The organism is Enterobacter cloacae complex sp. ECL414 (assembly GCF_021869685.1).
Taxonomy (GTDB): domain Bacteria; phylum Pseudomonadota; class Gammaproteobacteria; order Enterobacterales; family Enterobacteriaceae; genus Enterobacter; species Enterobacter kobei.
Genome location: NZ_CP091481.1, coordinates 4,497,757 through 4,524,700, shown reverse-complemented (window position 1 = coordinate 4,524,700; position 26,944 = coordinate 4,497,757). Strand labels below are relative to the sequence as shown.

23 protein-coding genes are annotated in these 26,944 nt (G+C 48.4%); 17 read left to right on the top strand and 6 right to left on the bottom strand.

Features of this window, described 5'->3' with window-relative positions; all coding sequences use genetic code 11:
• The first annotated feature begins 40 nt into the window (after nucleotides 1–40).
• The 4 genes from L3068_RS21870 (at nucleotide 41) to L3068_RS21855 (ending at nucleotide 5,577) form a co-directional block, all read left to right on the top strand.
• Nucleotides 41–1,597 (top strand): TnsD family Tn7-like transposition protein, encoded by a 1,557-nt coding sequence (locus L3068_RS21870; RefSeq protein ID WP_001324699.1) that lies wholly within the window; start codon nucleotides 41–43, stop codon nucleotides 1,595–1,597.
• An 11-nt stretch (nucleotides 1,598–1,608) separates the two neighbouring features.
• Nucleotides 1,609–2,535, top strand: coding sequence for a hypothetical protein (locus L3068_RS21865; RefSeq protein ID WP_074520087.1), 927 nt, complete (start codon nucleotides 1,609–1,611; stop codon nucleotides 2,533–2,535).
• A 352-nt stretch (nucleotides 2,536–2,887) separates the two neighbouring features.
• Complete coding sequence (locus L3068_RS21860) at nucleotides 2,888–3,187, top strand: helix-turn-helix domain-containing protein (protein ID WP_001097216.1); 300 nt, start codon at nucleotides 2,888–2,890, stop codon at nucleotides 3,185–3,187.
• A 563-nt stretch (nucleotides 3,188–3,750) separates the two neighbouring features.
• Nucleotides 3,751–5,577: an AAA family ATPase gene (locus L3068_RS21855; RefSeq protein WP_001239419.1), complete on the top strand. Its 1,827-nt coding sequence runs from the start codon at nucleotides 3,751–3,753 to the stop codon at nucleotides 5,575–5,577.
• Between the two features lie 168 nt (nucleotides 5,578–5,745).
• On the opposite strand, the gene copM is transcribed toward L3068_RS21855, so the two are convergent.
• From copM to silR, 4 genes are all read right to left on the bottom strand, one after another.
• Nucleotides 5,746–6,096, bottom strand: coding sequence for a CopM family metallochaperone (gene copM / locus L3068_RS21850; protein WP_000647571.1), 351 nt, complete (start codon nucleotides 6,094–6,096; stop codon nucleotides 5,746–5,748).
• Between the two features lie 147 nt (nucleotides 6,097–6,243).
• Complete coding sequence (silE, locus tag L3068_RS21845) at nucleotides 6,244–6,675, bottom strand: silver-binding protein SilE (protein ID WP_000790485.1); 432 nt, start codon at nucleotides 6,673–6,675, stop codon at nucleotides 6,244–6,246.
• A 244-nt stretch (nucleotides 6,676–6,919) separates the two neighbouring features.
• Nucleotides 6,920–8,401: a copper/silver sensor histidine kinase SilS gene (gene silS / locus L3068_RS21840; protein WP_000555736.1), complete on the bottom strand. Its 1,482-nt coding sequence runs from the start codon at nucleotides 8,399–8,401 to the stop codon at nucleotides 6,920–6,922.
• The gene (silR, locus tag L3068_RS21835) at nucleotides 8,394–9,074 is read right to left on the bottom strand and encodes a copper/silver response regulator transcription factor SilR (protein WP_000697968.1); all 681 of its coding nucleotides are present in this window, start codon (nucleotides 9,072–9,074) and stop codon (nucleotides 8,394–8,396) included. The genes silS and silR overlap by 8 nt, the downstream gene beginning before the upstream one ends.
• Nucleotides 9,075–9,263: 189 nt before the next feature.
• On the opposite strand from silR, the gene silC reads away from it, so the two are divergent.
• The 7 genes from silC (at nucleotide 9,264) to L3068_RS21800 (ending at nucleotide 18,932) form a co-directional block, all read left to right on the top strand.
• A complete protein-coding gene (gene silC, locus L3068_RS21830) occupies nucleotides 9,264–10,649 on the top strand; it encodes a Cu(+)/Ag(+) efflux RND transporter outer membrane channel SilC (protein WP_000475506.1) in 1,386 nt (461 codons plus the stop codon).
• A 27-nt stretch (nucleotides 10,650–10,676) separates the two neighbouring features.
• The gene (gene cusF / locus L3068_RS21825) at nucleotides 10,677–11,030 is read left to right on the top strand and encodes a cation efflux system protein CusF (protein ID WP_001246155.1); all 354 of its coding nucleotides are present in this window, start codon (nucleotides 10,677–10,679) and stop codon (nucleotides 11,028–11,030) included.
• A gap of 113 nt (nucleotides 11,031–11,143) precedes the next feature.
• Nucleotides 11,144–12,436: a Cu(+)/Ag(+) efflux RND transporter periplasmic adaptor subunit SilB gene (silB, locus tag L3068_RS21820; protein WP_000157620.1), complete on the top strand. Its 1,293-nt coding sequence runs from the start codon at nucleotides 11,144–11,146 to the stop codon at nucleotides 12,434–12,436.
• A 10-nt stretch (nucleotides 12,437–12,446) separates the two neighbouring features.
• Complete coding sequence (silA, locus tag L3068_RS21815) at nucleotides 12,447–15,593, top strand: Cu(+)/Ag(+) efflux RND transporter permease subunit SilA (protein ID WP_074519931.1); 3,147 nt, start codon at nucleotides 12,447–12,449, stop codon at nucleotides 15,591–15,593.
• A gap of 86 nt (nucleotides 15,594–15,679) precedes the next feature.
• Nucleotides 15,680–16,120 (top strand): DUF411 domain-containing protein, encoded by a 441-nt coding sequence (locus tag L3068_RS21810; RefSeq protein ID WP_000758228.1) that lies wholly within the window; start codon nucleotides 15,680–15,682, stop codon nucleotides 16,118–16,120.
• 126 nt (nucleotides 16,121–16,246) lie between these two features.
• Complete coding sequence (silP, locus tag L3068_RS21805) at nucleotides 16,247–18,694, top strand: Ag(+)-translocating P-type ATPase SilP (RefSeq protein ID WP_001353604.1); 2,448 nt, start codon at nucleotides 16,247–16,249, stop codon at nucleotides 18,692–18,694.
• A 40-nt stretch (nucleotides 18,695–18,734) separates the two neighbouring features.
• Nucleotides 18,735–18,932, top strand: a complete 198-nt coding sequence (locus L3068_RS21800) for a DUF2933 domain-containing protein (RefSeq protein WP_000843494.1) — start codon at nucleotides 18,735–18,737, stop codon at nucleotides 18,930–18,932.
• A gap of 33 nt (nucleotides 18,933–18,965) precedes the next feature.
• On the opposite strand, the gene L3068_RS21795 is transcribed toward L3068_RS21800, so the two are convergent.
• Entirely contained in the window at nucleotides 18,966–19,703 is a 738-nt protein-coding gene (locus tag L3068_RS21795; protein WP_000287501.1) for a peptidoglycan DD-metalloendopeptidase family protein, read from the bottom strand.
• Between the two features lie 288 nt (nucleotides 19,704–19,991).
• Nucleotides 19,992–20,441 (bottom strand): PcoE/SilE family metal-binding protein, encoded by a 450-nt coding sequence (locus tag L3068_RS21790; protein ID WP_214602843.1) that lies wholly within the window; start codon nucleotides 20,439–20,441, stop codon nucleotides 19,992–19,994.
• Between the two features lie 234 nt (nucleotides 20,442–20,675).
• Here L3068_RS21790 and pcoA point away from each other — a divergent pair, with 234 nt between their 5' ends.
• The 6 genes from pcoA to pcoS are packed head-to-tail and all read left to right on the top strand — an operon-like array spanning nucleotide 20,676 to nucleotide 26,875.
• The gene (pcoA, locus tag L3068_RS21785) at nucleotides 20,676–22,493 is read left to right on the top strand and encodes a multicopper oxidase PcoA (protein ID WP_000925240.1); all 1,818 of its coding nucleotides are present in this window, start codon (nucleotides 20,676–20,678) and stop codon (nucleotides 22,491–22,493) included.
• A 5-nt stretch (nucleotides 22,494–22,498) separates the two neighbouring features.
• A complete protein-coding gene (gene pcoB, locus L3068_RS21780) occupies nucleotides 22,499–23,389 on the top strand; it encodes a copper resistance outer membrane transporter PcoB (protein ID WP_001378118.1) in 891 nt (296 codons plus the stop codon).
• Nucleotides 23,390–23,428: 39 nt separating this feature from the next.
• Nucleotides 23,429–23,809, top strand: coding sequence for a copper resistance system metallochaperone PcoC (pcoC, locus tag L3068_RS21775; RefSeq protein ID WP_000025662.1), 381 nt, complete (start codon nucleotides 23,429–23,431; stop codon nucleotides 23,807–23,809).
• 55 nt (nucleotides 23,810–23,864) lie between these two features.
• Entirely contained in the window at nucleotides 23,865–24,743 is an 879-nt protein-coding gene (gene pcoD / locus L3068_RS21770) for a copper resistance inner membrane protein PcoD (RefSeq protein ID WP_229692861.1), read from the top strand.
• Between the two features lie 54 nt (nucleotides 24,744–24,797).
• The gene (pcoR, locus tag L3068_RS21765; protein ID WP_001188930.1) at nucleotides 24,798–25,478 is read left to right on the top strand and encodes a copper response regulator transcription factor PcoR; all 681 of its coding nucleotides are present in this window, start codon (nucleotides 24,798–24,800) and stop codon (nucleotides 25,476–25,478) included.
• Entirely contained in the window at nucleotides 25,475–26,875 is a 1,401-nt protein-coding gene (gene pcoS, locus L3068_RS21760; protein ID WP_001211179.1) for a copper resistance membrane spanning protein PcoS, read from the top strand. Before pcoR ends, pcoS begins: the two co-directional genes overlap by 4 nt.
• Nucleotides 26,876–26,944: the final 69 nt, after the last annotated feature.

The window sequence follows — 26,944 nt, the reverse complement described above, 5'->3', positions numbered from 1 at the left end:
TGAGGTAACAGTTCGTAACGGTCAAAGAGAGGTGTGGGAAATGAGAATGTTGCCTGTTTTGCCTGATGAATCCTTGTTCAGCCGGTTTTGTCGGACAACTACCGTGTACGGTATGTCCCCATCTTCTCTGTTAACGATCATTTTCAACAAACCTGATATGAACGTCCATCCAATTCTCAATTCAGGATTAAAGGCTATTTCTCTTCATACATCCGAAAGTGCAGATCAGCTCTGGCATGAACAGACTTTACTCCCTCTTTTTGCCTGGGCACTACCAATCAGTCGTAATGAAATTATGGATTTCAACACGACCCCTGCCAGGCTTAATCGATTGTGCCGCCTTAGTAATTTTTCACTAGGGCAGCGCACACTATTGAAGTTTTGCCCGGTTTGCGCTCGTGAAGATACTTTTCATTATGGTGTTACTTATTGGCATCTGGCGCATCAGCTTCATGGGGTTACAACCTGCCATCGGCATCCGGTAGCGCTTGAAAGCATCCATGTCCCTTCTTCACCGCACATACGTATTGGACTGATGCCTCCTGTTTCGTATACAGAACAACTTAGCAATGAGATAGACTTCGATTTTGCTAAGTTTTGTTATGAGTCCCTAAATATAATCAGAAGAAAAGATATTACACACCCCAATTACATGGATGTACTTAAAAAGTTGAATTTATTATCATTGGATGGAAATTTAAAGAAAAATGTATTCTACGCACATGTTTATGCTAAGTGCCAGTTATTTGGGGAGGGTTCATCGGGACTTATACCAACATCCCTAACTGATTATCATTACTGGGAGCCTATACTCAAAGACAAATGTTGTCAGCATCCCACAAAGCATCTTTTGCTTTGTTATTGTTTGTTAAATACTTGCTGGCCAACGTATGCAGGAAGTCGTACTAATAAAAAGAAAGAAATCTTTAAAAGTCATAAGAAATACAGTTTTCATATAGTTGAAAATAATACTAGTGTTAGCAACCTTGGGAAGGAATTTAGTCGCAGCAGATGTTACATTAAAACACTTATTTATAAAAAATACCTGAGGGCGTTTAAGCGAAACACAAAAATTAATATATTCACTGAATTGCTTATCAAGTCTATGGCTGTAAGGGGGTTTAGTCTGGCATCCATAGCTGAGAAAAACTCATTATCGGAAGGAGCTGTATCCTCTGTAATTTCATCTTGTTACGGTTTATGCTCATGGCGTAAAAAATGTAAAAAAGATTCTTTAAGACGGCGTCATAAGCAGAAAATATTAAGATTTATACATAATCAATCCGTTTCTATAACACGAAAGTTAGTCAAAGAAAGTTGTTATGCAAGTTTCTATTGGCTAAATAAACATGAATGTGACTGGCTTAATTCCTGTCTTCCTAAAACAATACGATGCTATAAAAATAAAAGAGTAGACTGGAGCGAGAGAGATATTATCTCATCATCATTAATAAATGATGTTTTATCTCAGGGGCAGTACTCGATGTCACTTACAAGTCTAGATGCTTTACTGGGAGGGCATGGCTGGCTTTTGAAATACAGAGATAAACTACCAATGACAATGATACTTCTCAGAAAAATGGAACTAATTAAATAAGAGGGAGTTATATGGTTTACGAAAATGAATTGTGGCACAGTTTTCTTCTGCGTTCACAGATAATGTATAACTTATCCAATTGCAGGAACATAATATCAAAGCATGGCGCACTAAGGTACGATGCCTTTCCTCGTTTCGAACTGATTGATATGTACAAATTGCATAGCTTGCAGGATATATATGACATTCTTGCCACTAGAAATGGTTATATACTAACTTCCAATATAGTGTCGTTATCTTCTGGTGTTTACGGGTATTTTAACGCTGTTGAAGATGCCTGTCGGAAAAATTTTCACATAACTAATTCATATCCATTGGTAAACATCTCAAACATTCGTTACTGTCACAAATGTATTGTTGAAGATATACACTCTAAAGGCATTGGTTATCTGCGTCATAGATGGTTGTTTGAATCTAAATGTGCAGTTCATAGTACCAGTTTATATGAGGTTTGTTTTGATAACTATTTGAATGCAGTGAAAGGACTTAGTGACTTAATTATAAGTGGAATAAATCCTCATGGTTATTGTTCCCTTGTGGTTGACGTTTCAAACCCTTTCAAAAACCCAGTGTATATATTACCATGTGCACGTAATAAAATTTTAAAATGGATTTCGGACAATAAAAATATGCTGATTTACTTTCTCTTTGATCTCTTCAAATGTAAGTCGCATTCAAGTTTATCTAAGGTTATCGAAGTCAGGATAATGCATGATAGATATATTTCTGCGGTGTTCAAGATGTTAAGTGAAGTTAATTTTTGTAATTTCAACTCATTTATTTCTGATATTTTTGAGGACGTAAGTTATGCCTCTATCGGACTTGATGATTATTCTGTTAATGTGCATTTTCTCAGGCTAAGGGCTGCAGATTGTAAATTTTGCCAGTTGAATGGTAAATATTTTTGCTCACTTTACAATGTAAAACTTCTTCGCTAATTTCACTTCATTTATAAAATACTAAGAAAGCTAGTTAGATAAGGTTTTATATTTTGACTGGGGCAGGAATAAATTATCACTCATAGAGTTTCCCTGGGGGTTACCACCTGTGTATGATGCCGGTTAGCAACAACGTCTAAAAGACCTGCGATCACGTGGGTCCCTCTCCAGCAAAGGGGCAAGGGGTGCTATATAACGGTGTACTGCTTACCCAATACGGCCTTGTATTTGAAAGATGCCGCATCTTGGCAGGATTCGTATTACAGCCTATAGTCTGTTAATGAGCATTACAGCCTATATGCTGTAAATCCCTGCGTTATGCTTGTTAACTCGTCGATACGGAAGGTCACTTATGAACACTCAATACGCTTTGAAGACTTTGAATCAGTTACGTCCTGTTTTAATCGGCTTTCGCAAAGCCAATGGACTGACGCAAAAAGATGTTTCTGAACGTTTGGGTATAACACAGCAAACTTATGCCCGACTAGAGGCCAACCCTGCAAGTGCGGGTTTTGAGCGTTTGTTTAGGGTGTTCAGCGTCCTTGGAGTGGAGATCGTACTTTCATCCAGGGAACCATTGTCAGATGCAAAGCCCGAATACGGAGCTATGCACAATTATTCTTCACTTCCAGCCAGGCGGGAGAAATGGTGACGCCTGGCGCTTCCCGGTCTAATTTTTCTTCAACAAGATTAACCCCTTAGCGGCCTGAAGTATCAGGTTGCGATAGAGCCTTTCATTTCTTCTGTTATGTTAAATACACCATTTTGAGCTATTTCGCTCGGCCTTAAATTATCTCTTCATTCTTCAGTGAAAATTTTATGTCGATCACATTATCGATGAATTTAGGAAATAATCCGTAAATGAAAATCTATCTTCTTTTAAATTCATCAGTGTCAGTAGCAAATATTACGCATAAAAGAATGGTTATTATTATCATTTAAATTATAAAGCTCATGAGTCAATTCCAAAAAATATAATAAGCATTGAAATCATTACCCGTGATTCTGGAGTTTTAACTTTGCCATGTAACCAACCACAAGTTAGTTTCCGGTGTTTTGAGGGGCAGTAAAGTTCTGAAAGCGCGACCAGATCATAATCCCGAAATGTCGTTAAGATATTCTGAATAACGGTTATCCCTGCTTGTTGGCAGGCATTTGAAAATATATTTTGTATTCAGGTTGCAGCAAAACGCTTTCTTACACACAGGACTTCATATGCGGCTCAGAAAATTAAAACTGAAAAACTTCAGAGGCTACAGAAACTCTACTGAAATCATTATTGATGAAAGCATGACGGGTATTGTCGGTCGTAATGACTTTGGGAAATCAACGCTTCTGGAAGCGCTGGCTATTTTTTTTGAAACAGAAGGAATGAAGGCTGACAAGAATGACATGAACTGTTTCAGCCTAAGAGAAGGGGACGGCCGTTTTGAAATAGCCTGTGAATTTGATGACCTGCCCGATTTTATCATGATCGACGACAGGGTGCAGACCACGCTCGCCTCAGAACATCTGCTGAATGAGGACGGCAATTTTGAAATCGTCAAAACGTTTAAAGCAACGACCTCAGGAAAACCGGAGCAGACCTGCATCCGCTGCATCCACCCGGATGAGGAGCCCCTGAGAAATTTACTGGGCATGAAAATTTCTGAGCTCAAGGCGGTGGGAAAAGAAGTTGAAAAAAATGTGGCGGATAAACGCACTGCATCGTTATGGCGTCAGGCCATCAGGGAAGCCGCAGCCCCCTATACCTGTTCGGAAATTATGCTGGATGTCGATAAAGAGTTCGGAACCGACACAAAATCATTATGGGGTAAGATCCTCGATTTGCTGCCCACGTATGCGATTTTCAAAGCCGACAGGGAAAGCAGCGACGGGGATTCCGAAGCTAAAAACCCCTTACAGCAGGCCGTAAAAGACGCTCAGGCTGCGCTGCAGGACAAAATTACAGCGCTGGAAAATGAGATTCAGGACAGCGTCCTGGATGTCGCACAGAGAACGCTGGATAAATTACGTGAAATGGCCCCCGAACTCGCCAGTGAACTGACTCCACGATTTAAGGAGAAACCCAAGTGGACCTTCAATTTCACCCTGGACGGGGAAAATGGCATCCCCATCAATAAGCGCGGCAGCGGGATAAGGAGGCTTATCCTGTTGAATTTTTTTCGGGCTGAGGCTGAAAAGAATGTCGCGGGGACGCCCAGAAATGTGATTTATGCCATAGAGGAGCCTGAAACGTCACAGCATCCGAACTATCAGATGATGCTGATGAAAGCGTTACTGGCACTGGCAGGCCAGCCGCACCGTCAGATTATCGTCACCACCCATGTCCCGGCGCTGGCCGGATTAATCCCTGTCGAAGGCGTACGTTATGTTACCCGAAATGAGGCGGGTGAACCCGTAGTAAAAATGCCGGATGACGCAGTGCTGAAGGAAGCCACTGAAAGCCTGGGGGTGCTGCCAGAGACCGGTATGGAAAGGGCGCAGGGGATTGTTCTGGTAGAGGGAAAGTCGGATGTTACTTTCCTGAGGCATGCGGCCAGTTCATTAAAACAGTCAGGTGCGCTGCCAGCCTCTCTGGAGGACGTGAAAATAGTGCCAGTCCTCATAGGAGGGTGTGGTAGCGTCAAACACTGGGTTACATTGAATCTGGCCAAAGATCTGGGGCTTCCCTGGTGCGTATTTCTGGACTCCGATATTGGGGGAGACCCTGCACAGGTTCTGTCCATCCAGAAGCGTAAAAAAGAAGTAGAGGAGGCCGGTAAGGTATTTTTCGCTACGCGCAAACGTGAGATAGAAAACTATCTGTGCCCGGATCTTATCGAGGAAATTACTGGTGTAGCCGTCACGTTTACGGACACCTGTGACGCTAAAAAAATAATCGGCCGGGCTGTGGGAATGAAACCCGATAATGTACTAGATAAATTCTGGCCTCAGATGACATCAGAAAGAATCATCTCAAGATCAACCTATCATGACGGAACGCAGGAGAGAAGCGAGCTGGTTGAGATCCTGAGCGACATTGTATCCATGACGAGATAATGTATTAAATAAGCATCTCAGGTGCATATATTCCGGTCCTCAACAAAGGACCGGAGTACAGAGTAGTAAAAACCCGAAATTAATCGGGTTTGAATTATATAAAGATTAACCGACTCCCGCGCCCAGGAACGATGTAAAATCACGCTTGTCGTGACATTTCTACAATGTTTACTTTTGACTATCAAGCCATTTATTCATCTGCTCAATTTCACCTTTTTGAGCTTTAATGATGTCCTGCGCGAGCTTTCTCATTTTCGGATCTTTTCCGTATTTGAGCTCGGTCTCAGCCATTGCTATTGCCCCTTCATGGTGCGCTACCATGCCTTTCGCAAAAGCCTTGTCGGGATCGGACTCATTTACGGCAGCCATCATTTTGTCATGCATGTCTTTCATGCCAGCCATATATTCCTGTGACGAAGCCGAGGTAGACATATCAGTCATTTTCATTTCTGAATGTTCTGCTGAAATCGCTGGCAGGGATAACATTAATACTGCAAATAAAGTGTTTCTGGCTTTCATAAAAAATATCCTTTTAGCGTTGATGCCCGTTAACTGTAGCAGAATCTGATAAAAATGCCCCCTGTAGGGGGCAAAGATGTTGCCATATATCCGGTTACGGAAAAATCTATCAAGGAAATAAGGACAGCACAGATACTTCCCTCGCCGTCAGCCTGCACTGAGCATGCGACGATGCGCTTCGGCCATGGCCTGATGTGGGCCAGACTGACCGTTATTCATAAATTCATGGGCAACTGCAGCTCTTTCATGCTCATTCATTGCCGCTAATGACTTCGACGGCCCGGTAGGGGAAACGGTCTGACTTCCCATCATCCTCTGATGACTTTCCACCATTTTCTGGTGCGCATCCGCCGACCCGTTCGTCATGGTTTCATGAGCAATAATGGCCTGTTCATGCTGGTCCATACCGGCCATACGAGGTGCAGTCCCCTGGATCCCGACAGGAGCCGCAGCAGACTGCATCTGGTGAGCAGGTGCCTGTGCATTGTTGACCCGCTCATGGATATTCACGGTTTCAGTGGCCCAGGCCGAAGAAATTAAGCCAAAGCCCAGCAAGGATGCTAATACGATATTTTTCATGATAACTCTCCATTTCTTAATTAGTGATGTCCGGGGGAGTACAACCGGTGTTTTCAGTTCCATAACTGAAACAGGTTCGGAAGTGTTTATTTCTCCGGGAGGGGACTGGATATTCATTTCCTGGCGTCCACTGACGCCGGATATTGATAAAGCAATCCAGCCTTCCTGATAAGTTGCACTAATTATATCGAATGGCTTCTGTTTGCTGCATGACAGGCTAATGACATCTTTGTCATTTAAATCTTTATTCCCAGCACTGGGTGTCCGGAATCATTTTCTCCAGTCTGGGCACGGATAAGATAAAACGCGTTGAGTGTACGTCCGATTCCACCTGCACTCTTCCGTGATGTGCTTCCACGATTGACTTCACAATCGCAAGGCCGATGCCGCTGCCTTCTCCTTTTCGTTGTCTGGACGGATCCACCCGATAAAAACGGTCAAACAACCTTGATAAATGCTCTTCAGGGATTGGTTTCCCCGGATTTTCAATCACAAGGTCAAAAAAGCTCTCCTGCTCTCTTATTGAGACGGTGATTGCCTGTCCCTCCGGGGTATAACGCAGGGCATTGGATAACAGATTATTGATCGCCCTTCTGAACATTTGTGGATCTCCCTCAACCAGGCAGGGCATCCCGTTAAATTTGAGCGTGATATTGCGTTCTTCGGCCCAGGCTTCGAAAAACTCGAAGACTTTCATGACTTCCGCTCTGAGGTCAAACATGACCCTGTCAGGTATCAGCTGATTATTATCTGCCTGTGCCAGGAACAGCATATCGCTGACCATTTTGGTCATCCGGTTATACTCTTCAAGACTGGAATAGAGGACATCCTCAAGTTCCCTCTGTGTTCGATCCTGACTCAGTGCGATTTCAGTCTGCGTCACCAGATTGGTGATGGGCGTTCTGATCTCATGCGCGATATCGGCAGAGAAATTGGCCTGGCGGGTAAAGACATCCTCAATCTTTCCAATCATATGATTGAACGAGATAACCAGTTGCTCCAGCTCAATGGGAACGCGTGTCGGTTCCAGTCGCGCATCAAGATTCTCGGAGGTGATGTTTTTAATGGCATTGCTGACATTACGAAGGGGCAGGTGCCCCTGACGGACAGCGATTCGAATGATCAGAACAATCAACAGGCTTATCACGACGGCAATCGCAATCAGGTTCTTTTTCAGCGCATCGAGGTAATGGAGATGGAAATTAATGGATAGGCCAGTCAGCATGACATAGTTCTGCTGTTTGCCCTGAAATATCGCCTGACCAGAGGAGGCGATAATCCTGTATGTTTCCATCTTCATTTCGGACCCGGTATCCATCGGTCCCGCAGGATCCTCCACCGTCCAGAGAAAGACATCCCGTGCGCGGCTGTGCTCGCTAAAATCTGCTGAATTCACTGCCGGGCGTAGTGCCGCCCCCTGAGCTGAGCTAAAGAGCACTTCCCCCCTGGGATTGAGGAGCAAAAGGGCAACGTTGCGGTAGCTGGCAATTGATTCCTTTATTTTGCTTATTTTTTTATCATCCGGATCCACCGGGGACTGCAGTATACGGTTCAGTGTGGTGCTGATTTGTTGAAGATCGCTGACATCCTGCTCGGCAAAATGATTTTCAACAGAATGCAGCATAAACCAGGTGAATGCGATAAAAGCCAGTATCGTGGACAGGCTGATAAAAAAGGTCAGCCGCAGAGCGAGTGAGAAAGGGCGCCTGGAAGGTTTGCTATGCATCCGGGACCTCCAGCATGTAGCCCACGCCCCGGACTGTCTGGATCAGCTTTGTCTCGTAATCGTTGTCTATTTTAGCGCGGAGTCGCTTTACTGCGACATCGATCGCATTAGTGTCGCTGTCAAAATTCATGTCCCAGACCTGAGAGGCAATCAGGGAGCGGGGAAGAACCTCTCCCTGATGGCGAATGAAGAATTCCAGCAGGCTGAACTCTTTACTGGTGAGCACAATGCGGTTTCCGGCGCGACTGACTTTTCTGGATACGAGATCAATCGAGAGGTCAGCCACCTTAAACTGGCTTTCCGTGATCATCGTGTTTCCCCGCCTCAGAAGGGTTCTCACCCGGGCGAGCAGTTCGGCAAACGCAAAGGGTTTAACCAGATAATCGTCCGCACCCAGTTCCAGTCCTTTGACCCTATGTTCGATCGTGCCGAGGGCTGTCAGCAGTAAGACCGGCATACCCTTTCCGGCAGTGCGCAGCATGCGGATGATATCCCAGCCGTTCACATCAGGTAGCATGATATCCAGAATGACTAAATCATACTCGGCTGTCATGGCGAGATGATATCCGGTAAGACCATTATCAGCGTGATCCACTACGAACCCTGCCTCTGTAAGCCCTTTGCTGAGATATTCACCTGTTTTAATTTCGTCTTCGACGATCAATATTTTCATCTTGCTCCCCGGCTGGCTGCTAATGTCATTCTATTGCGCCCACGATCGTTATCAACGGATTACAGCAAAAATGACAACATTGTCATTATCCTGTCACCCGGCAAACAGAGAGCGTTAGGTAAAGTACCCCTATCAATACTCTGGACTTCATTTGAACCATTTACCAGGTCTGCCTGGACGAGAAGCGTTATGTTCAAATTAAAATTACTCAGCATTAGCACGATATTCATCCTGGCAGGCTGCGTGTCGCTTGCGCCTGAATATCAGCGGCCCGCAGCACCGGTACCCCAGCAGTTTTCACTGTCCCATAACAGCCTGACGCCAGCGGTAAATGGCTATCAGGATACGGGCTGGCGTAACTTTTTTGTCGATCCCCAGGTTACCCGGTTGATCGGTGAAGCTCTGACTAATAACCGTGATTTGAGAATGGCTGCCCTGAAGGTTGAAGAGGCCCGAGCCCAGTTCAACGTCACGGATGCAGATCGTTATCCCCAGCTGAATGCCTCATCCGGGATAACATACAGCGGTGGTCTGAAAGGTGACAAGCCGACCACACAGGAGTACGACGCGAGACTGGAGCTCAGCTATGAGCTCGATTTTTTCGGCAAACTTAAGAACATGAGTGATGCTGATCGCCAGAACTACTTTGCCAGCGAAGAAGCCCGTCGGGCCGTACACATCCTGCTGGTATCCAACGTTTCACAAAGCTATTTCAGCCAGCAACTGGCGTACGAACAACTTCGTATTGCGCGGGAAACGCTGAAAAATTATCAACAGTCCTATGCTTTCGTTGAGCAGCAGCTCGTGACCGGGAGTACGAACGTTCTGGCACTTGAACAGGCGCGAGGACAAATCGAAAGTACCCGCGCCGAAATAGCCAAACGAGAAGGCGATCTGGCTCAGGCAAACAATGCCCTGCAACTGGTGCTGGGAACGTACCGCGCACTTCCGTCAGAAAAAGGGATGAAAGGCGGGGAGATAGCCCCAGTAAAATTGCCACCAAATCTGTCTTCACAAATTTTGCTGCAGCGACCGGATATTATGGAAGCGGAATATCAGCTGAAAGCGGCTGATGCCAATATTGGCGCAGCGCGAGCGGCCTTTTTCCCCTCAATTACCCTGACCAGTGGTCTTTCCGCAAGCAGTACGGAGCTGTCCAGCCTGTTTACGTCAGGAAGTGGAATGTGGAATTTTATCCCTAAAATTGAAATTCCTATATTTAATGCTGGCAGGAATAAAGCCAATCTGAAGCTGGCTGAAATTCGCCAGCAACAGTCGGTGGTTAATTACGAACAAAAAATTCAGTCAGCCTTTAAGGATGTTTCCGACACGCTTGCGCTGCGCGACAGCCTTAGCCAGCAACTTGAGTCACAGCAGCGTTATCTTGATTCACTTCAGATAACTCTCCAGCGTGCCAGAGGATTGTATGCAAGTGGTGCTGTCAGTTACATCGAAGTGCTGGATGCAGAACGTTCCCTCTTCGCTACCCAGCAAACCATTCTCGATCTTACCTATTCCCGGCAGGTTAACGAAATTAATCTGTTTACCGCGCTGGGTGGCGGTTGGGTAGAGTAAATTTATTTAATTAATCAGGAAATTAAAATGCGTAATTCACTTAAAGCCGTTTTATTTGGTGCCTTCTCTGTCATGTTTTCTGCCGGTCTTCATGCTGAAACACATCAGCATGGCGATATGAATACTGCCAGTGATGCTTCGGTACAGCAAGTTATCAAGGGCACCGGTGTCGTTAAAGACATTGATATGAATACTAAGAAAATCACCATTTCGCATGAAGCAATTCCAGCGGTGGGCTGGCCTGCAATGACCATGCGCTTTACTTTTGTTAATGCAGACGATGCTATTAATGCCCTGAAAACAGGCAACCATGTCGATTTCTCGTTTATTCAGCAGGGCAATATCTCCTTACTCAAAAGCATTAACGTGACGCAGTCCTGATTGGCTGTCCGGAGCGATTACATCCTGTGCGCCTGTACATTCACATAGGTATATGTGTGAGTTAACCGTCAGGCGCATATGCCAGGTGTTTTGATTTTTTAGCGGAAAATTGTATGGCTTCTTTAAAGATAAAATATGCTGCAATAATTATCAGCAGCCTCATAGCAGGGGGGCTGATATCGGTTACTGCCTGGCAGTATGTAAACTCAGCACAAAAGACAGAAAAAACAGAACAAAAGGCACCGGAACGAAAGGTGCTTTTCTGGTATGACCCAATGAAACCGGATACCAAATTTGATAAACCCGGAAAATCGCCCTTTATGGATATGGACCTGGTGCCAAAATATGCTGATGACAGTGGCGATAAAAGCAGTGGCGGGATCCGTATCGACCCAACCCAGGTTCAGAATCTGGGATTAAAAACGCAAAAAGTCACGCGAGGAATGCTGAATTATTCTCAGACAATCCCGGCTAATGTCAGCTATAACGAGTATCAGTTTGTTATTGTGCAGGCGCGTTCTGACGGGTTTGTCGAAAAAGTCTACCCCATGACGATTGGCGATCATGTGAAGAAGGGGACGCCACTTATCGATATTACCATTCCGGACTGGGTGGAAGCACAGAGTGAATTCCTTCTGTTATCCAGCACCGGTGGTACTTCCACGCAAATTAAAGGCGTTCTGGAACGGCTTCGCCTGGCAGGTATGCCGGAAGAGGATATTCAGAGACTGCGTTCTACCCGGAGCATTCAGACCCGTTTTACCATTAAAGCACCTATTGATGGTGTCATTACTGCATTTGACCTGCGCACCGGCATGAATATTTCGAAAGATAAGGTGGTGGCTCAGATTCAGGGAATGGACCCGGTCTGGATCAGCGCTGCAGTGCCAGAATCTATCGCCTATCTGCTGAAAGATACGTCGCAGTTTGAAATTTCGGTACCGGCTTATCCGGATAAAACATTCCATGTCGAAAAATGGAATATTCTTCCCAGCGTGGATCAGACAACCCGTACGCTTCAGGTCCGTCTCCAGGTTTCTAATAAGGATGAGTTTCTCAAGCCGGGCATGAATGCCTATCTGAAACTGAATACCAGAAGCCAGGAGATGCTGCTGATACCAAGCCAGGCCGTTATCGATACCGGCAAAGAACAGCGCGTGATTACTGTTGATGATGAAGGCAAGTTTGTGCCGAAACAGATCCACGTTCTGCATGAGTCACAGCAACAGTCCGGCATCGGCTCCGGCCTGAATGAAGGCGATACCGTGGTGGTCAGTGGCCTGTTCCTCATTGACTCTGAAGCCAATATTACGGGCGCACTGGAACGTATGCGCCACCCTGAAAAAACAGAAAGCAGTATGCCAGCAATGTCTGACCAGCCTGTAAATATGCATTCAGGGCACTGAGGAGACGACGATGATTGAATGGATTATCCGGCGCTCTGTCGCCAACCGTTTCCTGGTCATGATGGGGGCCCTGTTTCTCAGCATCTGGGGCACATGGACGATTATTAACACGCCTGTCGATGCCTTGCCTGACCTGTCAGATGTGCAGGTCATTATCAAAACCAGCTATCCCGGCCAGGCCCCGCAGATTGTAGAAAACCAGGTCACCTATCCACTTACCACCACCATGCTGTCCGTGCCTGGCGCAAAAACCGTGCGTGGTTTTTCACAGTTCGGTGATTCGTATGTGTATGTCATTTTTGAAGACGGCACCGATCTGTACTGGGCCCGTTCCCGCGTGCTGGAGTACCTGAACCAGGTACAGGGAAAACTGCCCGCCGGTGTGAGTTCTGAAATCGGTCCGGACGCCACGGGGGTGGGCTGGATATTTGAATATGCCCTTGTCGATCGCAGCGGAAAACACGACCTTTCAGAACTGCGTTCTCTGCAGGACTGGTTCCTGAAATTTGAGCTGAAAACCATCCCGAACGTGGCTGAGGTCGCTTCGGTTGGCGGCGTGGTGAAACAGTACCAGATTCAGGTCAATCCGGTAAAATTGTCTCAGTATGGTATCAGCCTGCCCGAAGTGAAACAGGCCCTTGAATCGTCTAACCAGGAGGCCGGTGGCTCATCCGTTGAAATGGCCGAAGCTGAGTATATGGTCCGTGCCAGCGGTTATCTTCAGAGCATTGATGATTTTAATAACATCGTCCTGAAAACAGGCGAGAACGGCGTGCCGGTTTATCTGCGGGATGTTGCCCGCGTGCAGACCGGGCCTGAAATGCGGCGTGGTATTGCCGAGCTGAACGGCCAGGGCGAAGTCGCTGGCGGCGTGGTGATCCTGCGGTCGGGTAAAAATGCACGCGACGTTATCACGGCAGTGAGGGATAAACTTGAGACGCTGAAGGCCAGCCTGCCGGAAGGCGTTGAAATCGTGACCACCTACGATCGCAGCCAGCTCATCGACCGGGCGATTGATAACCTCAGTTCCAAACTTCTGGAAGAGTTTATCGTGGTGGCCATCGTCTGTGCCCTGTTCCTGTGGCACGTACGTTCTGCCCTGGTGGCGATTATCTCTCTGCCGCTTGGTCTGTGTATCGCCTTTATCGTCATGCACTTCCAGGGACTGAACGCCAATATCATGTCGCTGGGAGGGATAGCGATTGCCGTCGGTGCGATGGTGGATGCCGCCATTGTGATGATTGAGAATGCGCATAAGCGGCTTGAGGAGTGGGATCATCAGCATCCGGGTGAGCAGATTGACAACGCCACCCGCTGGAAGGTGATTACCGATGCCTCCGTTGAAGTGGGACCCGCACTGTTTATCAGCCTGCTGATCATCACCCTGTCCTTTATTCCTATCTTTACCCTGGAAGGTCAGGAAGGACGTCTGTTTGGCCCGCTGGCATTCACGAAAACGTACTCCATGGCGGCCGCGGCCGCGCTGGCCATCATCGTCATTCCGATTCTGATGGGATTCTGGATCCGGGGGAAAATTCCTGCAGAGACCAGTAACCCCCTGAACCGGGTACTGATCAAAGCGTATCATCCATTGCTGTTGCGGGTTCTCCACTGGCCAAAAACAACCCTGCTGGTTGCGGCCTTGTCCATTTTCACCGTTATCTGGCCGCTGAGCCAGGTGGGCGGTGAGTTTCTGCCGAAGATTAACGAGGGCGACCTGTTGTATATGCCGTCGACCCTGCCGGGTGTCTCTCCGGCTGAAGCTGCAGCGCTCCTGCAGACGACGGACAAGTTAATCAAAAGCGTTCCTGAAGTGGCCTCTGTATTTGGCAAGACCGGTAAAGCAGAGACCGCCACGGATTCCGCACCGCTCGAAATGGTTGAAACCACGATCCAGCTCAAACCTGAGGATCAGTGGCGTCCAGGCATGACGATTGACAAGATTATTGAAGAACTCGACAGGACCGTCCGTTTACCGGGGCTGGCAAACCTCTGGGTGCCGCCAATCCGTAACCGTATTGATATGCTCTCAACCGGGATCAAAAGCCCGATAGGTATCAAGGTGTCCGGAACGGTTCTGTCCGATATCGATGCAACGGCGCAGAGTATCGAAGCGGTCGCCAAAACCGTACCCGGCGTAGTGTCTGCTCTCGCAGAGCGACTGGAAGGCGGGCGCTACATTGATGTGGATATCAACCGGGAAAAAGCCTCCCGCTACGGAATGACGGTGGGCGATGTGCAGCTGTTCATCTCATCAGCCATCGGCGGCGCGACGGTAGGGGAAACGGTTGAAGGCGTGGCCCGGTACCCGATTAATATCCGCTATCCGCAGGATTACCGGAACAGCCCGCAGGCCCTGAAACAGATGCCGATCCTGACCCCGATGAAGCAGCAGATCACGCTGGGCGATGTTGCGGATATTAAGGTCGTTTCCGGGCCGACTATGCTGAAAACGGAAAATGCCCGTCCAGCCAGCTGGATTTACATTGACGCGCGCGGCAGGGATATGGTGTCGGTGGTTAATGACATTAAAACGGCGATCAGTCAGAAAGTGAAACTGAGACCGGGTACCAGCGTGTCATTCTCCGGACAGTTTGAACTGCTTGAGCATGCCAACAAGAAACTGAAGCTGATGGTGCCGATGACGGTGATGATCATCTTCATCCTGTTGTATCTGGCATTCCGCCGGGTTGATGAAGCCCTGCTGATCCTGATGAGCCTGCCGTTCGCCCTGGTTGGCGGGATATGGTTCCTGTACTGGCAGGGCTTCCATATGTCTGTCGCAACCGGAACGGGGTTTATCGCTCTGGCCGGGGTGGCAGCAGAGTTTGGCGTGGTCATGCTGATGTATCTGCGTCATGCCATTGAAGCGCACCCGGAATTGTCCCGTAAAGAGACGTTCACACCGGAAGGCCTTGATGAAGCCCTCTATCATGGTGCCGTACTGCGTGTCCGGCCGAAAGCCATGACCGTGGCGGTGATCATTGCGGGTCTGCTGCCAATACTCTGGGGAACCGGTGCAGGTTCAGAAGTCATGAGCCGTATCGCGGCACCCATGATTGGTGGGATGATCACGGCTCCGCTGCTGTCCCTGTTCATTATTCCTGCCGCCTACAAATTAATCTGGCTGCGCAGACATAAAAAAAGCGTGTCCTGAACCTGAAAGGGCACCCCCTGTGGGTGTCCTTCTTTACTGATTCACCCTGACGTCAGGGTTTAAATCGATAATATACAGAGGTGAGTATGAAAAAAGTGGTTCTGATGGCGCTGGCTCTCGGCCTTTCACTGCCCGCGATGGCGAGTGAAAAAGTGATTGATATGTACAAATCTGAAAACTGTGGCTGTTGTTCCCTGTGGGGCAAGGCGATGGAAAAAGACGGGTTTGAAGTACGAACTCACGTCATGAATGATCAGGCGCTGTCAGCCCTGAAAGAAAAGCATGCTATTCCTGCAGGACTGCGAAGTTGTCATACCGCGGTTGCCGGTAATTTGATCATTGAAGGCCATGTGCCTGCGACAACGATACATAAGGCAATGCAGTCTGGTTCAGGTATATACGGTCTCGCCACCCCCGGTATGCCAGCAGGAAGTCCTGGAATGGAGATGGGAGCCCGAAAAGAGGCTTACGATGTTATCGCATTCTCACCGGATGGAAGTAAAAAAGTCTTCCAGCGAATCGAATAGTCAGCGGAACGGCTGATAACGGGACGCCGGTAGCAGGCACTCCTGTGCCGGCGATATTCGTGGTAATCGCATCCATGACATACCCTGAAGACAGAAGATGCTTCGGTATGCATAAGGAGAGTTACTGTGAAAAATGACAATGCAGTGCAACACAACAACCAGACTGCTTCTGAGCAGACATTATCCCCGGACGAGGGCCACGTATTGCATAAGGTGAGAGATCCCGTGTGCGGGATGGCCATCCTGCCCGACAGGGCGCACAGCAGCATTCGATACCAGGACCATCAACTTTATTTCTGCTCCGCCAGCTGTGAGAGTAAATTTAAAGCCCATCCCGATCGTTATCTTACCGAAGATGCCAGTGAACATTCCCATCACCATCACCACGATCATCACGAAGTCAGCCCTGATCAGATAAAACAGCCTCACCACCAGGCGGAAAAAGAGAATTCTGAAGGTGTGTGGACATGTCCGATGCACCCGGAGATACGCCGCAGTGGTCCCGGAAGCTGTCCTGTCTGTGGAATGGCACTGGAGCCGCTCGTAGCTACGGCATCCACGGGGCCGAGTGATGAACTTCACGACATGACAAGACGCTTCTGGCTGGGGTTGTTGCTGGCGTTTCCGGTTCTGGTACTCGAAATGGGATCTCATCTGTTTCCCGAGTTGAGGAATACAGTACCGCCACAGTACAACACATGGCTGCAGCTGCTTCTGGCCTCCCCTGTCGTGTTGTGGTGTGGCTGGCCATTCTTCGCCCGGGCCGGAATGTCGTTACGTAACCGCTCCCTGAATATGTTTACCCTTGTTGCAATGGGGACCGGCGTAGCCTGGGTTTACAGCGTCATTGCAACCGTCTTCCCCTCCTGGTTTCCTGCATCGTTCAGAAACATGGATGGCCTGGTGGCCGTTTATTTTGAAGCCGCAGCAGTTATTACGGTGCTTGTTCTGCTGGGACAGGTTCTTGAGCTGCGGGCACGGGAACAAACCTCAGGCGCCATTACTGCGCTTCTGAACCTTGCCCCCAAAACCGCCAGACGGCTGGATCATGACGGTCATGAAACGGATATTAATGCGGAAGATGTCCTGCCTGGCGATAAGCTCCGCATCAGACCTGGAGAGAGTATTCCGGTCGACGGTATCGTGATCGAAGGCAAAACAACCGTTGATGAATCGATGGTGACCGGGGAATCTATGCCGGTTACCAAAACGGAGGGTGACCCTGTCATCGGGGGGACCATTAATCAGACAGGGAGTCTCATCATCCGTGCAGAGAAAGTCGGTGATGAAACAATGCTCTCACGAATTGTTCAGATGGTCGCTGATGCACAGCGTTCGCGTGCCCCCATCCAGAGAATGGCTGACAGCGTTTCAGGCTGGTTTGTTCCTCTGGTGATACTTATCGCGGTTGTTGCTTTCGTGATCTGGTCTGTCTGGGGGCCCGAGCCCAGGATGGCGCACGGTCTCATTGCGGCTGTGTCGGTCCTGATTATTGCCTGTCCCTGCGCGCTGGGGCTGGCCACGCCGATGTCGATAATGGTGGGGGTGGGCAAAGGAGCCCAGGCCGGGGTGTTAATCAGGAATGCCGAAGCCCTTGAGCGTCTTGAAAAAGTGGACACGCTGGTTGTCGACAAAACAGGCACGCTCACGGAAGGTTCGCCTACGGTGACAGGGATTATCAGTCTCAATCCGGGTGGGGAAACATCTCTTTTGCGTGTAACAGCCGCAGTGGAAAAAGGCTCGCAGCATCCGCTGGGTATGGCAGTAGTTAAAGCAGCACAGGAAAAGGGGATCGCAATACCCGCAGTCACTCATTTCGATGCACCGTCGGGTAAAGGTGTCTCAGGCGATGTCGAAGGTCAACGGGTTGTTATTGGTAATGAACTGGCTATGCAGGAAAACAGTATAGTTATTGATAATCAAAAGGCCGTTGCGGATACGTTGCGGATGGAAGGCGCTACCGTTATCTATGTGGCCACAGACGGGGACCTTGCAGGCCTGATAGCTATCTCGGATCCCGTGAAAACAACCACGCCGGATGCGCTTAAAGCTTTGCGTCAGGCGGGGATCCGCATCGTTATGCTCACCGGGGATAACCAGCTTACTGCTGAAGCAGTCGCACGGAAACTGGGAATAGATGAGGTTGAAGCCGGAATTCTGCCGGATGGCAAAAAAGCAGTGATAACCCGACTGAAAGAGTCTGGCCATGTGGTTGCGATGGCCGGAGACGGTGTGAATGATGCCCCGGCGCTGGCAGCGGCTGACGTGGGTATAGCCATGGGAACGGGTACAGATGTGGCAATTGAAAGTGCCGGAGTCACCCTTCTCAAAGGCGACTTGATGATACTGAACAGGGCCCGTCATCTGTCAGAGATCACCATGAAAAATATCCGTCAGAATCTGTTTTTTGCATTTATCTACAACGCACTTGGCGTGCCTGTGGCTGCAGGTCTGCTTTATCCTGTGTATGGAATACTGCTGTCGCCAGTTATTGCGGCGGCGGCCATGGCTCTTTCCTCCGTCAGCGTCATTGTGAATGCGTTGCGTCTGAAAAGTGTCAGGCTCGGGAAATAACACTGAGTGAAGGGTCAGTTACGAACAGAAGGAGTCCAGTATGAAAAGTACCACCTATGCGCTTATTGCTGTCGCCGCGATCGCGGCATTTGCCCTCCTGCGCGAACACTGGTCACATGTGGCAGGTTACTGGCCATATCTGTTATTGCTGGTCTGCCCGCTAATGCATCTTTTCCACGGCCACGGAGGGCATGGAGATCATCAACATCACGGAAGTGAAAACGATAAAAAAAATTAATCCGGCAGACGGGGCCGCGTCGCGGTCCCGTTATCAGTCCAGGTATCGTTCGTAGTCTCTGGCATGCGCAAAGGCATGCTGTTCGAGTTTGTTATCAGCGGGTGCCGCTGCCCGGAACGCCAGAGAGTTAACAGGGTTGTTATTGATGACCAGCTCGTAATGCAGATGAGGACCGGATGAACGTCCGCTGTTACCGGATAACGCAATAGCACCTCCCCGTGTAACCCTGGCCCCTTTAGTAACGAGTATTTTATTGAGGTGGAGATAGCGAGTTTTAACACCGGCTTTTCCCGTTACTTCAACAAAATATCCCATGGTACTGTTGTATTCGGCCCGGGTGATTTTTCCGTCGATGACGCTGACTATTTTCGTGTTCATGGGCATGGAATAATCAATGCCATTATGGGGACTCACTTTTCCCGATACCGGGTTAAGTCTTGCAGGATTGAAAGGCGAACTGAGTCTTGCTGTGGCCGGTAACGGATAATCGAGACTGCCTTTCCCGGAAGTATCGGAAAGGTTATAGAACTTTTTATCTGATATACGATACGCCGTGTAATTAAATGAACCGGACGTAAATTTATAGGCCACGACACGTGATTTTCCCGCTTTCTTTTGCAGTACGAGTTTTAATGATTCATTTTTTTTCAAATGCCGCAGATTAAACCGGGAAGGCAAGGAGCGCTGAAGAGTAGCGATCTCGTTCGATTCCAGCCCCGAGCGGGTGGCTGAAAGGTAGGCATTTTCTTTTACGACATCGGTAGAATACATTTACTGGAATTCGCCGTTAGCATGAACACTGCGGCGTATGCTAGGGGTTTTCAGGAGGCGTGTCATCTGTCAGTTAATCGGGAGCACCGTTGATGGTCGTCATTTTTGTAACATATCTTGTTTCCCGTTTGCTCCTGAAGCTCTGGGAACTGTATGACCAGCCCGACGGTGATGATTAACGGGACTGAAACAGGTTACGGCAGAGCAATATGGGGCTCATGTCCTGCTACGTAACCCGTCAGTAAAGCCCTGCTGCGCACCTGACGCTAAGCACTAACCCGCCTGCAGTTACCTGGTCGAATACAGCCCGCGAAGCTTTCTTGCCTGCGTCTGATGTGCTTCCGCACCGGCATTATTGACCTGCTCATGCACGAGAGCGGCTTTTTCTCCGGCATTCAGTTCGTTAAAAGAAGAAGACGAGGTCTTTGAATTTGCATCACTGCCGGACAGCATTTTTTTATGTTCCTCAATCATTTTCTGATGCGCATAGGACGCGCTGTTGTTCATAAATGAATGAGCAACAATGGCCCTTTCATGTTCATTCATTTCAGAGAATGAGGGCGTGTTGTTTTTATTAACCCTGTCCGGTAAGTTTTCATGCGTCGAGGAATTCACATGACTGACGGCTGAGGCATTATTAACAAATCGATGTGCTTCATTGGCAATATCACTGGACTGAGCAAAAGCTGCCCCACAAAATAAAGCTGTAAACGCAGTGGTCGTGATTAATATATTCATGTGTAATTACCTTCTGAGGTACATAAAAGATGTCCTTATGATCATATATAAAAATAATCAACCTGTGGGGAAGATGACGTAAATGTAATACAGCTATGTACATTACACGATTGTAATGAATTTGTTTCTTAAGGTGTGCTAGATTCATTTCATTGTAAGTGGATGAACCAGTAATTTAATTTAAATCGGTTCTCGAATTCTGTCAGTAACCATACTTTAAATAAGGGAATGCGCATGCTGTTGAAAACGTCTCGACGAACTTTCCTGAAGGGGTTAACCCTCTCTGGCGTAGCCGGAAGTCTTGGCGTATGGAGTTTCAATGCGCGTTCCAGTCTGAGCCTGCCAGTTGCCGCATCCCTGCAGGGTACTCAGTTTGACCTGACCATTGGTGAAACGGCCGTCAATATCACGGGCAGTGAGCGTCAGGCCAAAACAATCAATGGAGGCCTGCCGGGGCCCGTTCTTCGCTGGAAAGAAGGTGACACCATTACCCTGAAGGTCAAAAACCGTCTTAATGAACAGACGTCCATTCACTGGCACGGCATTATTCTTCCGGCCAATATGGATGGTGTTCCGGGGCTGAGTTTTATGGGCATAGAGCCTGATGATACCTACGTTTACACCTTTAAGGTTAAGCAGAACGGGACTTACTGGTACCACAGCCATTCCGGTCTGCAGGAACAGGAGGGGGTATACGGTGCCATTATCATCGATGCCGGGGAGCCAGAACCGTTTACTTACGATCGTGAGCATGTGGTCATGTTGTCTGACTGGACCGATGAAAATCCTCACAGCCTGCTGAAAAAATTAAAAAAACAGTCGGATTACTACAATTTCAATAAACCAACCGTTGGCTCTTTTTTCCGCGACGTGAATACCAGGGGGCTGTCAGCCACCATTGCCGATCGGAAAATGTGGGCTGAAATGAAAATGAATCCGACTGACCTCGCGGATGTCAGTGGCTACACCTACACCTATCTCATGAACGGGCAGGCCCCGCTGAAAAACTGGACCGGACTGTTCCGTCCCGGTGAAAAGATACGCTTACGGTTTATCAACGGCTCGGCAATGACCTATTTCGATATCCGTATCCCCGGGCTGAAAATGACGGTCGTGGCTGCAGATGGCCAGTATGTAAACCCGGTTACCGTTGACGAATTCAGGATTGCCGTTGCCGAAACCTATGATGTCATTGTGGAGCCTCAGGGTGAGGCCTATACCATCTTCGCACAATCCATGGACAGGACCGGTTACGCTCGAGGGACACTGGCCACGAGAGAGGGGTTAAGTGCTGCCGTTCCCCCCCTCGATCCCCGTCCTCTGTTGACCATGGAAGATATGGGTATGGGGGGAATGGGACATGATATGGCAGGAATGGACCACAGCCAGATGGGAGGCATGGATAACAGCGGAGAGATGATGTCTATGGACGGTGCTGACCTTCCGGATAGCGGGACATCCTCCGCGCCCATGGATCACAGCAGCATGGCCGGTATGGATCATTCCCGGATGGCCGGAATGCCGGGTATGCAAAGTCATCCTGCGTCAGAAACGGATAACCCACTGGTTGATATGCAGGCGATGAGCGTCTCTCCGAAATTAAATGATCCGGGTATTGGTCTTCGAAATAACGGAAGAAAGGTTCTCACGTACGCGGATTTGAAAAGCCGCTTTGAGGATCCTGACGGACGTGAACCTGGCCGTACCATAGAACTGCATTTAACCGGCCACATGGAAAAGTTTGCCTGGTCATTTAACGGAATCAAGTTTTCAGATGCCGCACCGGTGCTGCTGAAATACGGTGAGCGGCTCAGGATCACGCTGATCAACGATACCATGATGACTCACCCCATTCACCTGCATGGTATGTGGAGCGATCTGGAAGATGAAAACGGTAATTTCATGGTTCGTAAACACACAATAGATGTTCCCCCTGGTACAAAACGCAGTTACAGAGTGACAGCAGATGCGCTTGGCCGCTGGGCGTATCACTGCCATTTGCTCTATCACATGGAAATGGGAATGTTTCGTGAAGTCCGGGTGGAGGAATGATGCGAATGAAGAGAAATTTGAAGGCCATACCTGTTCTGGTCGCCGGTTTGTTTACCTCACAGCTTTCTATTGCGGCGGGCTCCGTCTCTGCAGATCCCCACGCCGGGCACGACATGTCTGCCATGCAGATGCCAGCAGATGAGAATTTCACTGAGATGACGTCAATGGAGCCCATTGTAACTGAGAGCAGAACGCCAATTCCGCCTGTTACCGATGCCGACCGGAAGGCTGCATTCGGCAATTTACAGGGGCATGCGATTCACGACAGTGCGATTAATTATCTGGTTCTGCTGGATCAACTGGAATGGCAACGGTCGGATAACACCAACAATTTCAGCTGGAGTGTTAACAGCTGGATTGGAGGCGACACAGATCGGATTTGGCTAAAGAGTGAAGGTGAACGAAGCAATGGGGAAACGGAGGCGGCTGAAGCGCAGTTACTCTGGGGACATGCGGTTGGCCCATGGTGGGATTTGGTTGCGGGTGTCAGGCAGGATTTCAGACCTGCTTCTGCCCGGACCTGGGCTGCTGTCGGTTTTCAGGGGCTGGCACTCTATAATTTTGAGTCTGAAATTACGGGTTTTGTCAGTAATGGCGGAAAAGCAGCCCTTCGTCTGGGAGGAGAATACGACGTTTTACTGACTAACCGGCTCATACTCCAGCCATCCTATGAGGTGAATTTCTACAGTCAGGATGATGAATCGCGGGGTCGCGGCAGGGGACTGACTGACACAGAGCTGGGGCTCCGGCTGCGCTATGAAATACGCCGTGAGTTTGCACCCTATATAGGCGTTTCCTGGAATCAACTTTACGGGAAAACATCCGATATGGCGAAAAGAGAAGGTGAGAAAGACCATCAGGTAGTATTCCTGGCGGGAGCCAGAATCTGGTTTTAACGCACTGATATAAAACACTCAACTAAACAGGTAAATAAAATGTCGATTTTAAATAAAGCCATTCTTACAGGTGGCCTCGTTATGGGCGTTGCTTTCTCTGCTATGGCCCATCCGGAATTAAAAAGCTCTGTGCCACAGGCTGATTCAGCCGTAGCGGCCCCGGAAAAGATTCAGCTTAATTTCTCGGAAAATCTGACCGTGAAATTCTCAGGTGCAAAATTAACGATGACGGGTATGAAAGGCATGTCATCACATTCTCCGATGCCGGTCGCGGCAAAAGTGGCGCCAGGCGCTGACCCTAAATCGATGGTCATTATTCCGCGAGAGCCTTTACCCGCTGGCACTTATCGTGTTGACTGGCGCGCGGTTTCTTCAGATACGCACCCTATTACCGGTAATTACACCTTTACAGTGAAGTAATATTATGAACGACCTGATTATGATTGTTATTCGTTTTCTTCTTTATCTGGATTTGATGGTAATATTTGGATTGCCATTTTTTCAGATATATGGAATAAGCGGTGTCAGACATGAAACCTATAACCTGACTAATTTCAGGTCGTTTATAACTTTTGCTGTTGTTACAGGCATCATTCTTACTGGCATTAATATGCTCCTGGTATCTAATGCCATGAGTGGAGTAACTGACCTCAGAGAATTATCCATCCATGTTATCGAGATGGTGATAGAAGAAACTGATGTGGGTATTAGCTGGATTGTCAGGCTCTGTGCCCTGTTTACCACACTCGGTGCTTTGTTCCTTTACACTAATAAGAGAGTATTGTCCTGCCTGCTGATGACGATGAGTGGGGGCGTGGCGCTGGCTACACTTGCCTGGGGAGGACACGCCGTTATGCATGACGGTCTGCATTACTATCTCCATTTACTGAGCGATCTGACCCATCTCGGCGCTGCAGGTGCCTGGACAGGTGCTCTGGTTGCATTTGCTATCCTGCTGATGCGCAGAAACGAGCATAATGCACAGAGCGTCATTGTGATATCTGACTCCCTGGCAAAATTTGCCACGGCAGGAACGGTGATTGTTGTAGCCCTGATCCTGAGTGCGCTGGTCAACTATCTGTATATTGCTGAGGGTAACTTAACTCCCTTATTCAACAGTTCCTGGGGGAGGATATTGCTTGCCAAGACGGCTCTGTTTGTTCTGATGCTTCTTCTGGCTGCAGCAAACCGGTTTCACCTGGGTCCCCGGCTTGAAGTTATGGTCAGGGAAGGGAATTATGATCGCAGCGTTGCCCTGATGCGAAACAGCATCCTGACAGAATTCGTTGTTGCGATTATCATTCTGGGCGCCGTAGCGTGGCTCGGAATGCTTGCTCCGTCTCAGGTCAGCTAGGGGACAGCCAAAGCTCATGCGTGAGATTTTTACTTTCATATCAGCGAGTTGACCATGCAGCGTATTTTAATCGTTGAAGACGAACAAAAAACAGGTCGTTACCTGCAGCAGGGACTGGTTGAGGAAGGCTATCAGGCCGATCTCTTTAATAATGGCCGCGATGGTCTCGGGGCCGCGTCGAAGGGACAGTATGATTTGATAATACTGGACGTGATGCTGCCTTTCCTCGACGGGTGGCAAATCATCAGCGCACTGAGGGAGTCCGGGCACGAAGAACCGGTCCTGTTTTTAACCGCAAAGGACAACGTGCGGGACAAAGTGAAAGGACTGGAGCTTGGCGCAGATGACTACCTGATTAAGCCCTTTGATTTTACGGAGCTGGTTGCACGTGTAAGAACCCTACTGCGCCGGGCACGCTCGCAGGCCGCAACAGTCTGCACCATCGCCGATATGACCGTTGATATGGTGCGCCGGACCGTGATCCGTTCGGGGAAGAAGATCCATCTCACCGGTAAAGAATACGTTCTGCTTGAGTTGCTGCTGCAACGCACCGGAGAAGTGTTACCCAGGAGTCTTATCTCGTCCCTGGTCTGGAACATGAATTTTGACAGTGATACGAATGTGATTGATGTCGCCGTGAGACGTCTGAGAAGTAAAATTGATGATGACTTTGAGCCAAAACTGATCCATACCGTTCGCGGTGCCGGATATGTCCTGGAGATCAGAGAAGAGTGAGGTTCAAAATTTCCCTGACCACACGCCTGAGCCTGATTTTTTCTGCGGTGATGCTTACGGTATGGTGGTTATCAAGTTTTATCCTGATTAGCACCCTTAATGGCTATTTCGATAATCAGGACCGCGATTTTCTGACAGGTAAACTTCAGCTCACCGAAGAGTTTCTTAAAACAGAGACGTTCAGGAACAAAACGGATATTAAGTCATTATCAGAAAAAATAAACGATGCGATGGTGGGGCACAATGGCTTATTCATTTCTATAAAAAACATGGAAAATGAAAAAATTGTTGAACTCTATGCCAAAAATTCTGTTGTTCCAGCGATCCTGCTTAATAAGTCGGGTGATATTCTCGACTATATGATCCAGACGGAAGAAAATAACACCGTGTACCGCAGTATCTCGCGGCGGGTTGCCGTGACGCCGGAACAGGGTAAAAGCAAACATGTCATCATTACGGTTGCCACGGATACTGGGTATCACACCCTGTTTATGGACAAACTCAGTACCTGGCTGTTCTGGTTCAATATCGGTCTGGTCTTTATTTCTGTTTTTCTGGGCTGGCTGACCACACGTATTGGTCTGAAACCGCTACGGGAAATGACCAGTCTGGCTTCCTCCATGACCGTACACAGCCTGGATCAGCGTCTAAATCCCGATCTGGCTCCGCCGGAAATCTCTGAGACCATGCAGGAGTTCAATAATATGTTTGATCGCCTGGAGGGGGCATTCCGGAAACTGTCAGATTTCTCGTCTGACATCGCGCATGAGCTGCGCACACCAGTCAGTAATCTGATGATGCAGACGCAGTTTGCACTGGCTAAGGAAAGGGATGTTTCGCATTACCGCGAAATTTTATTCGCTAACCTGGAAGAACTGAAAAGGTTGTCACGAATGACCAGTGACATGCTTTTTCTGGCACGTTCAGAGCATGGTCTGCTGCGGCTGGATAAACATGATGTGGATCTGGCAGCCGAACTGAATGAATTACGTGAGTTGTTCGAGCCCCTGGCAGACGAAACAGGAAAGACAATCACGGTTGAAGGAGAGGGCGTTGTTGCCGGAGACAGCGATATGCTCCGACGTGCTTTCAGTAACCTGCTTTCCAATGCAATCAAGTATTCTCCCGATAACACCTGTACAGCGATACACCTTGAGCGTGACAGTGACTGTGTGAACGTGATGATTACGAATACGATGTCCGGCCAGGTTCCCGCTAATCTGGAACGTTTGTTTGACCGGTTCTATCGCGCAGACTCATCAAGGTTCTACAACACGGAAGGCGCGGGGCTGGGATTATCAATTACAAGGTCGATCATTCATGCTCACGGCGGCGAGCTGTCAGCAGAACAGCAGGGGCGTGAAATTGTGTTCAAAGTGCGCCTGTTAATGGATTAATCCCGTTGTTCAGGAGAAACCTGGAAGGTGACAAAATTGTCATCATTCAGTCACGCGATAAACAGAGGC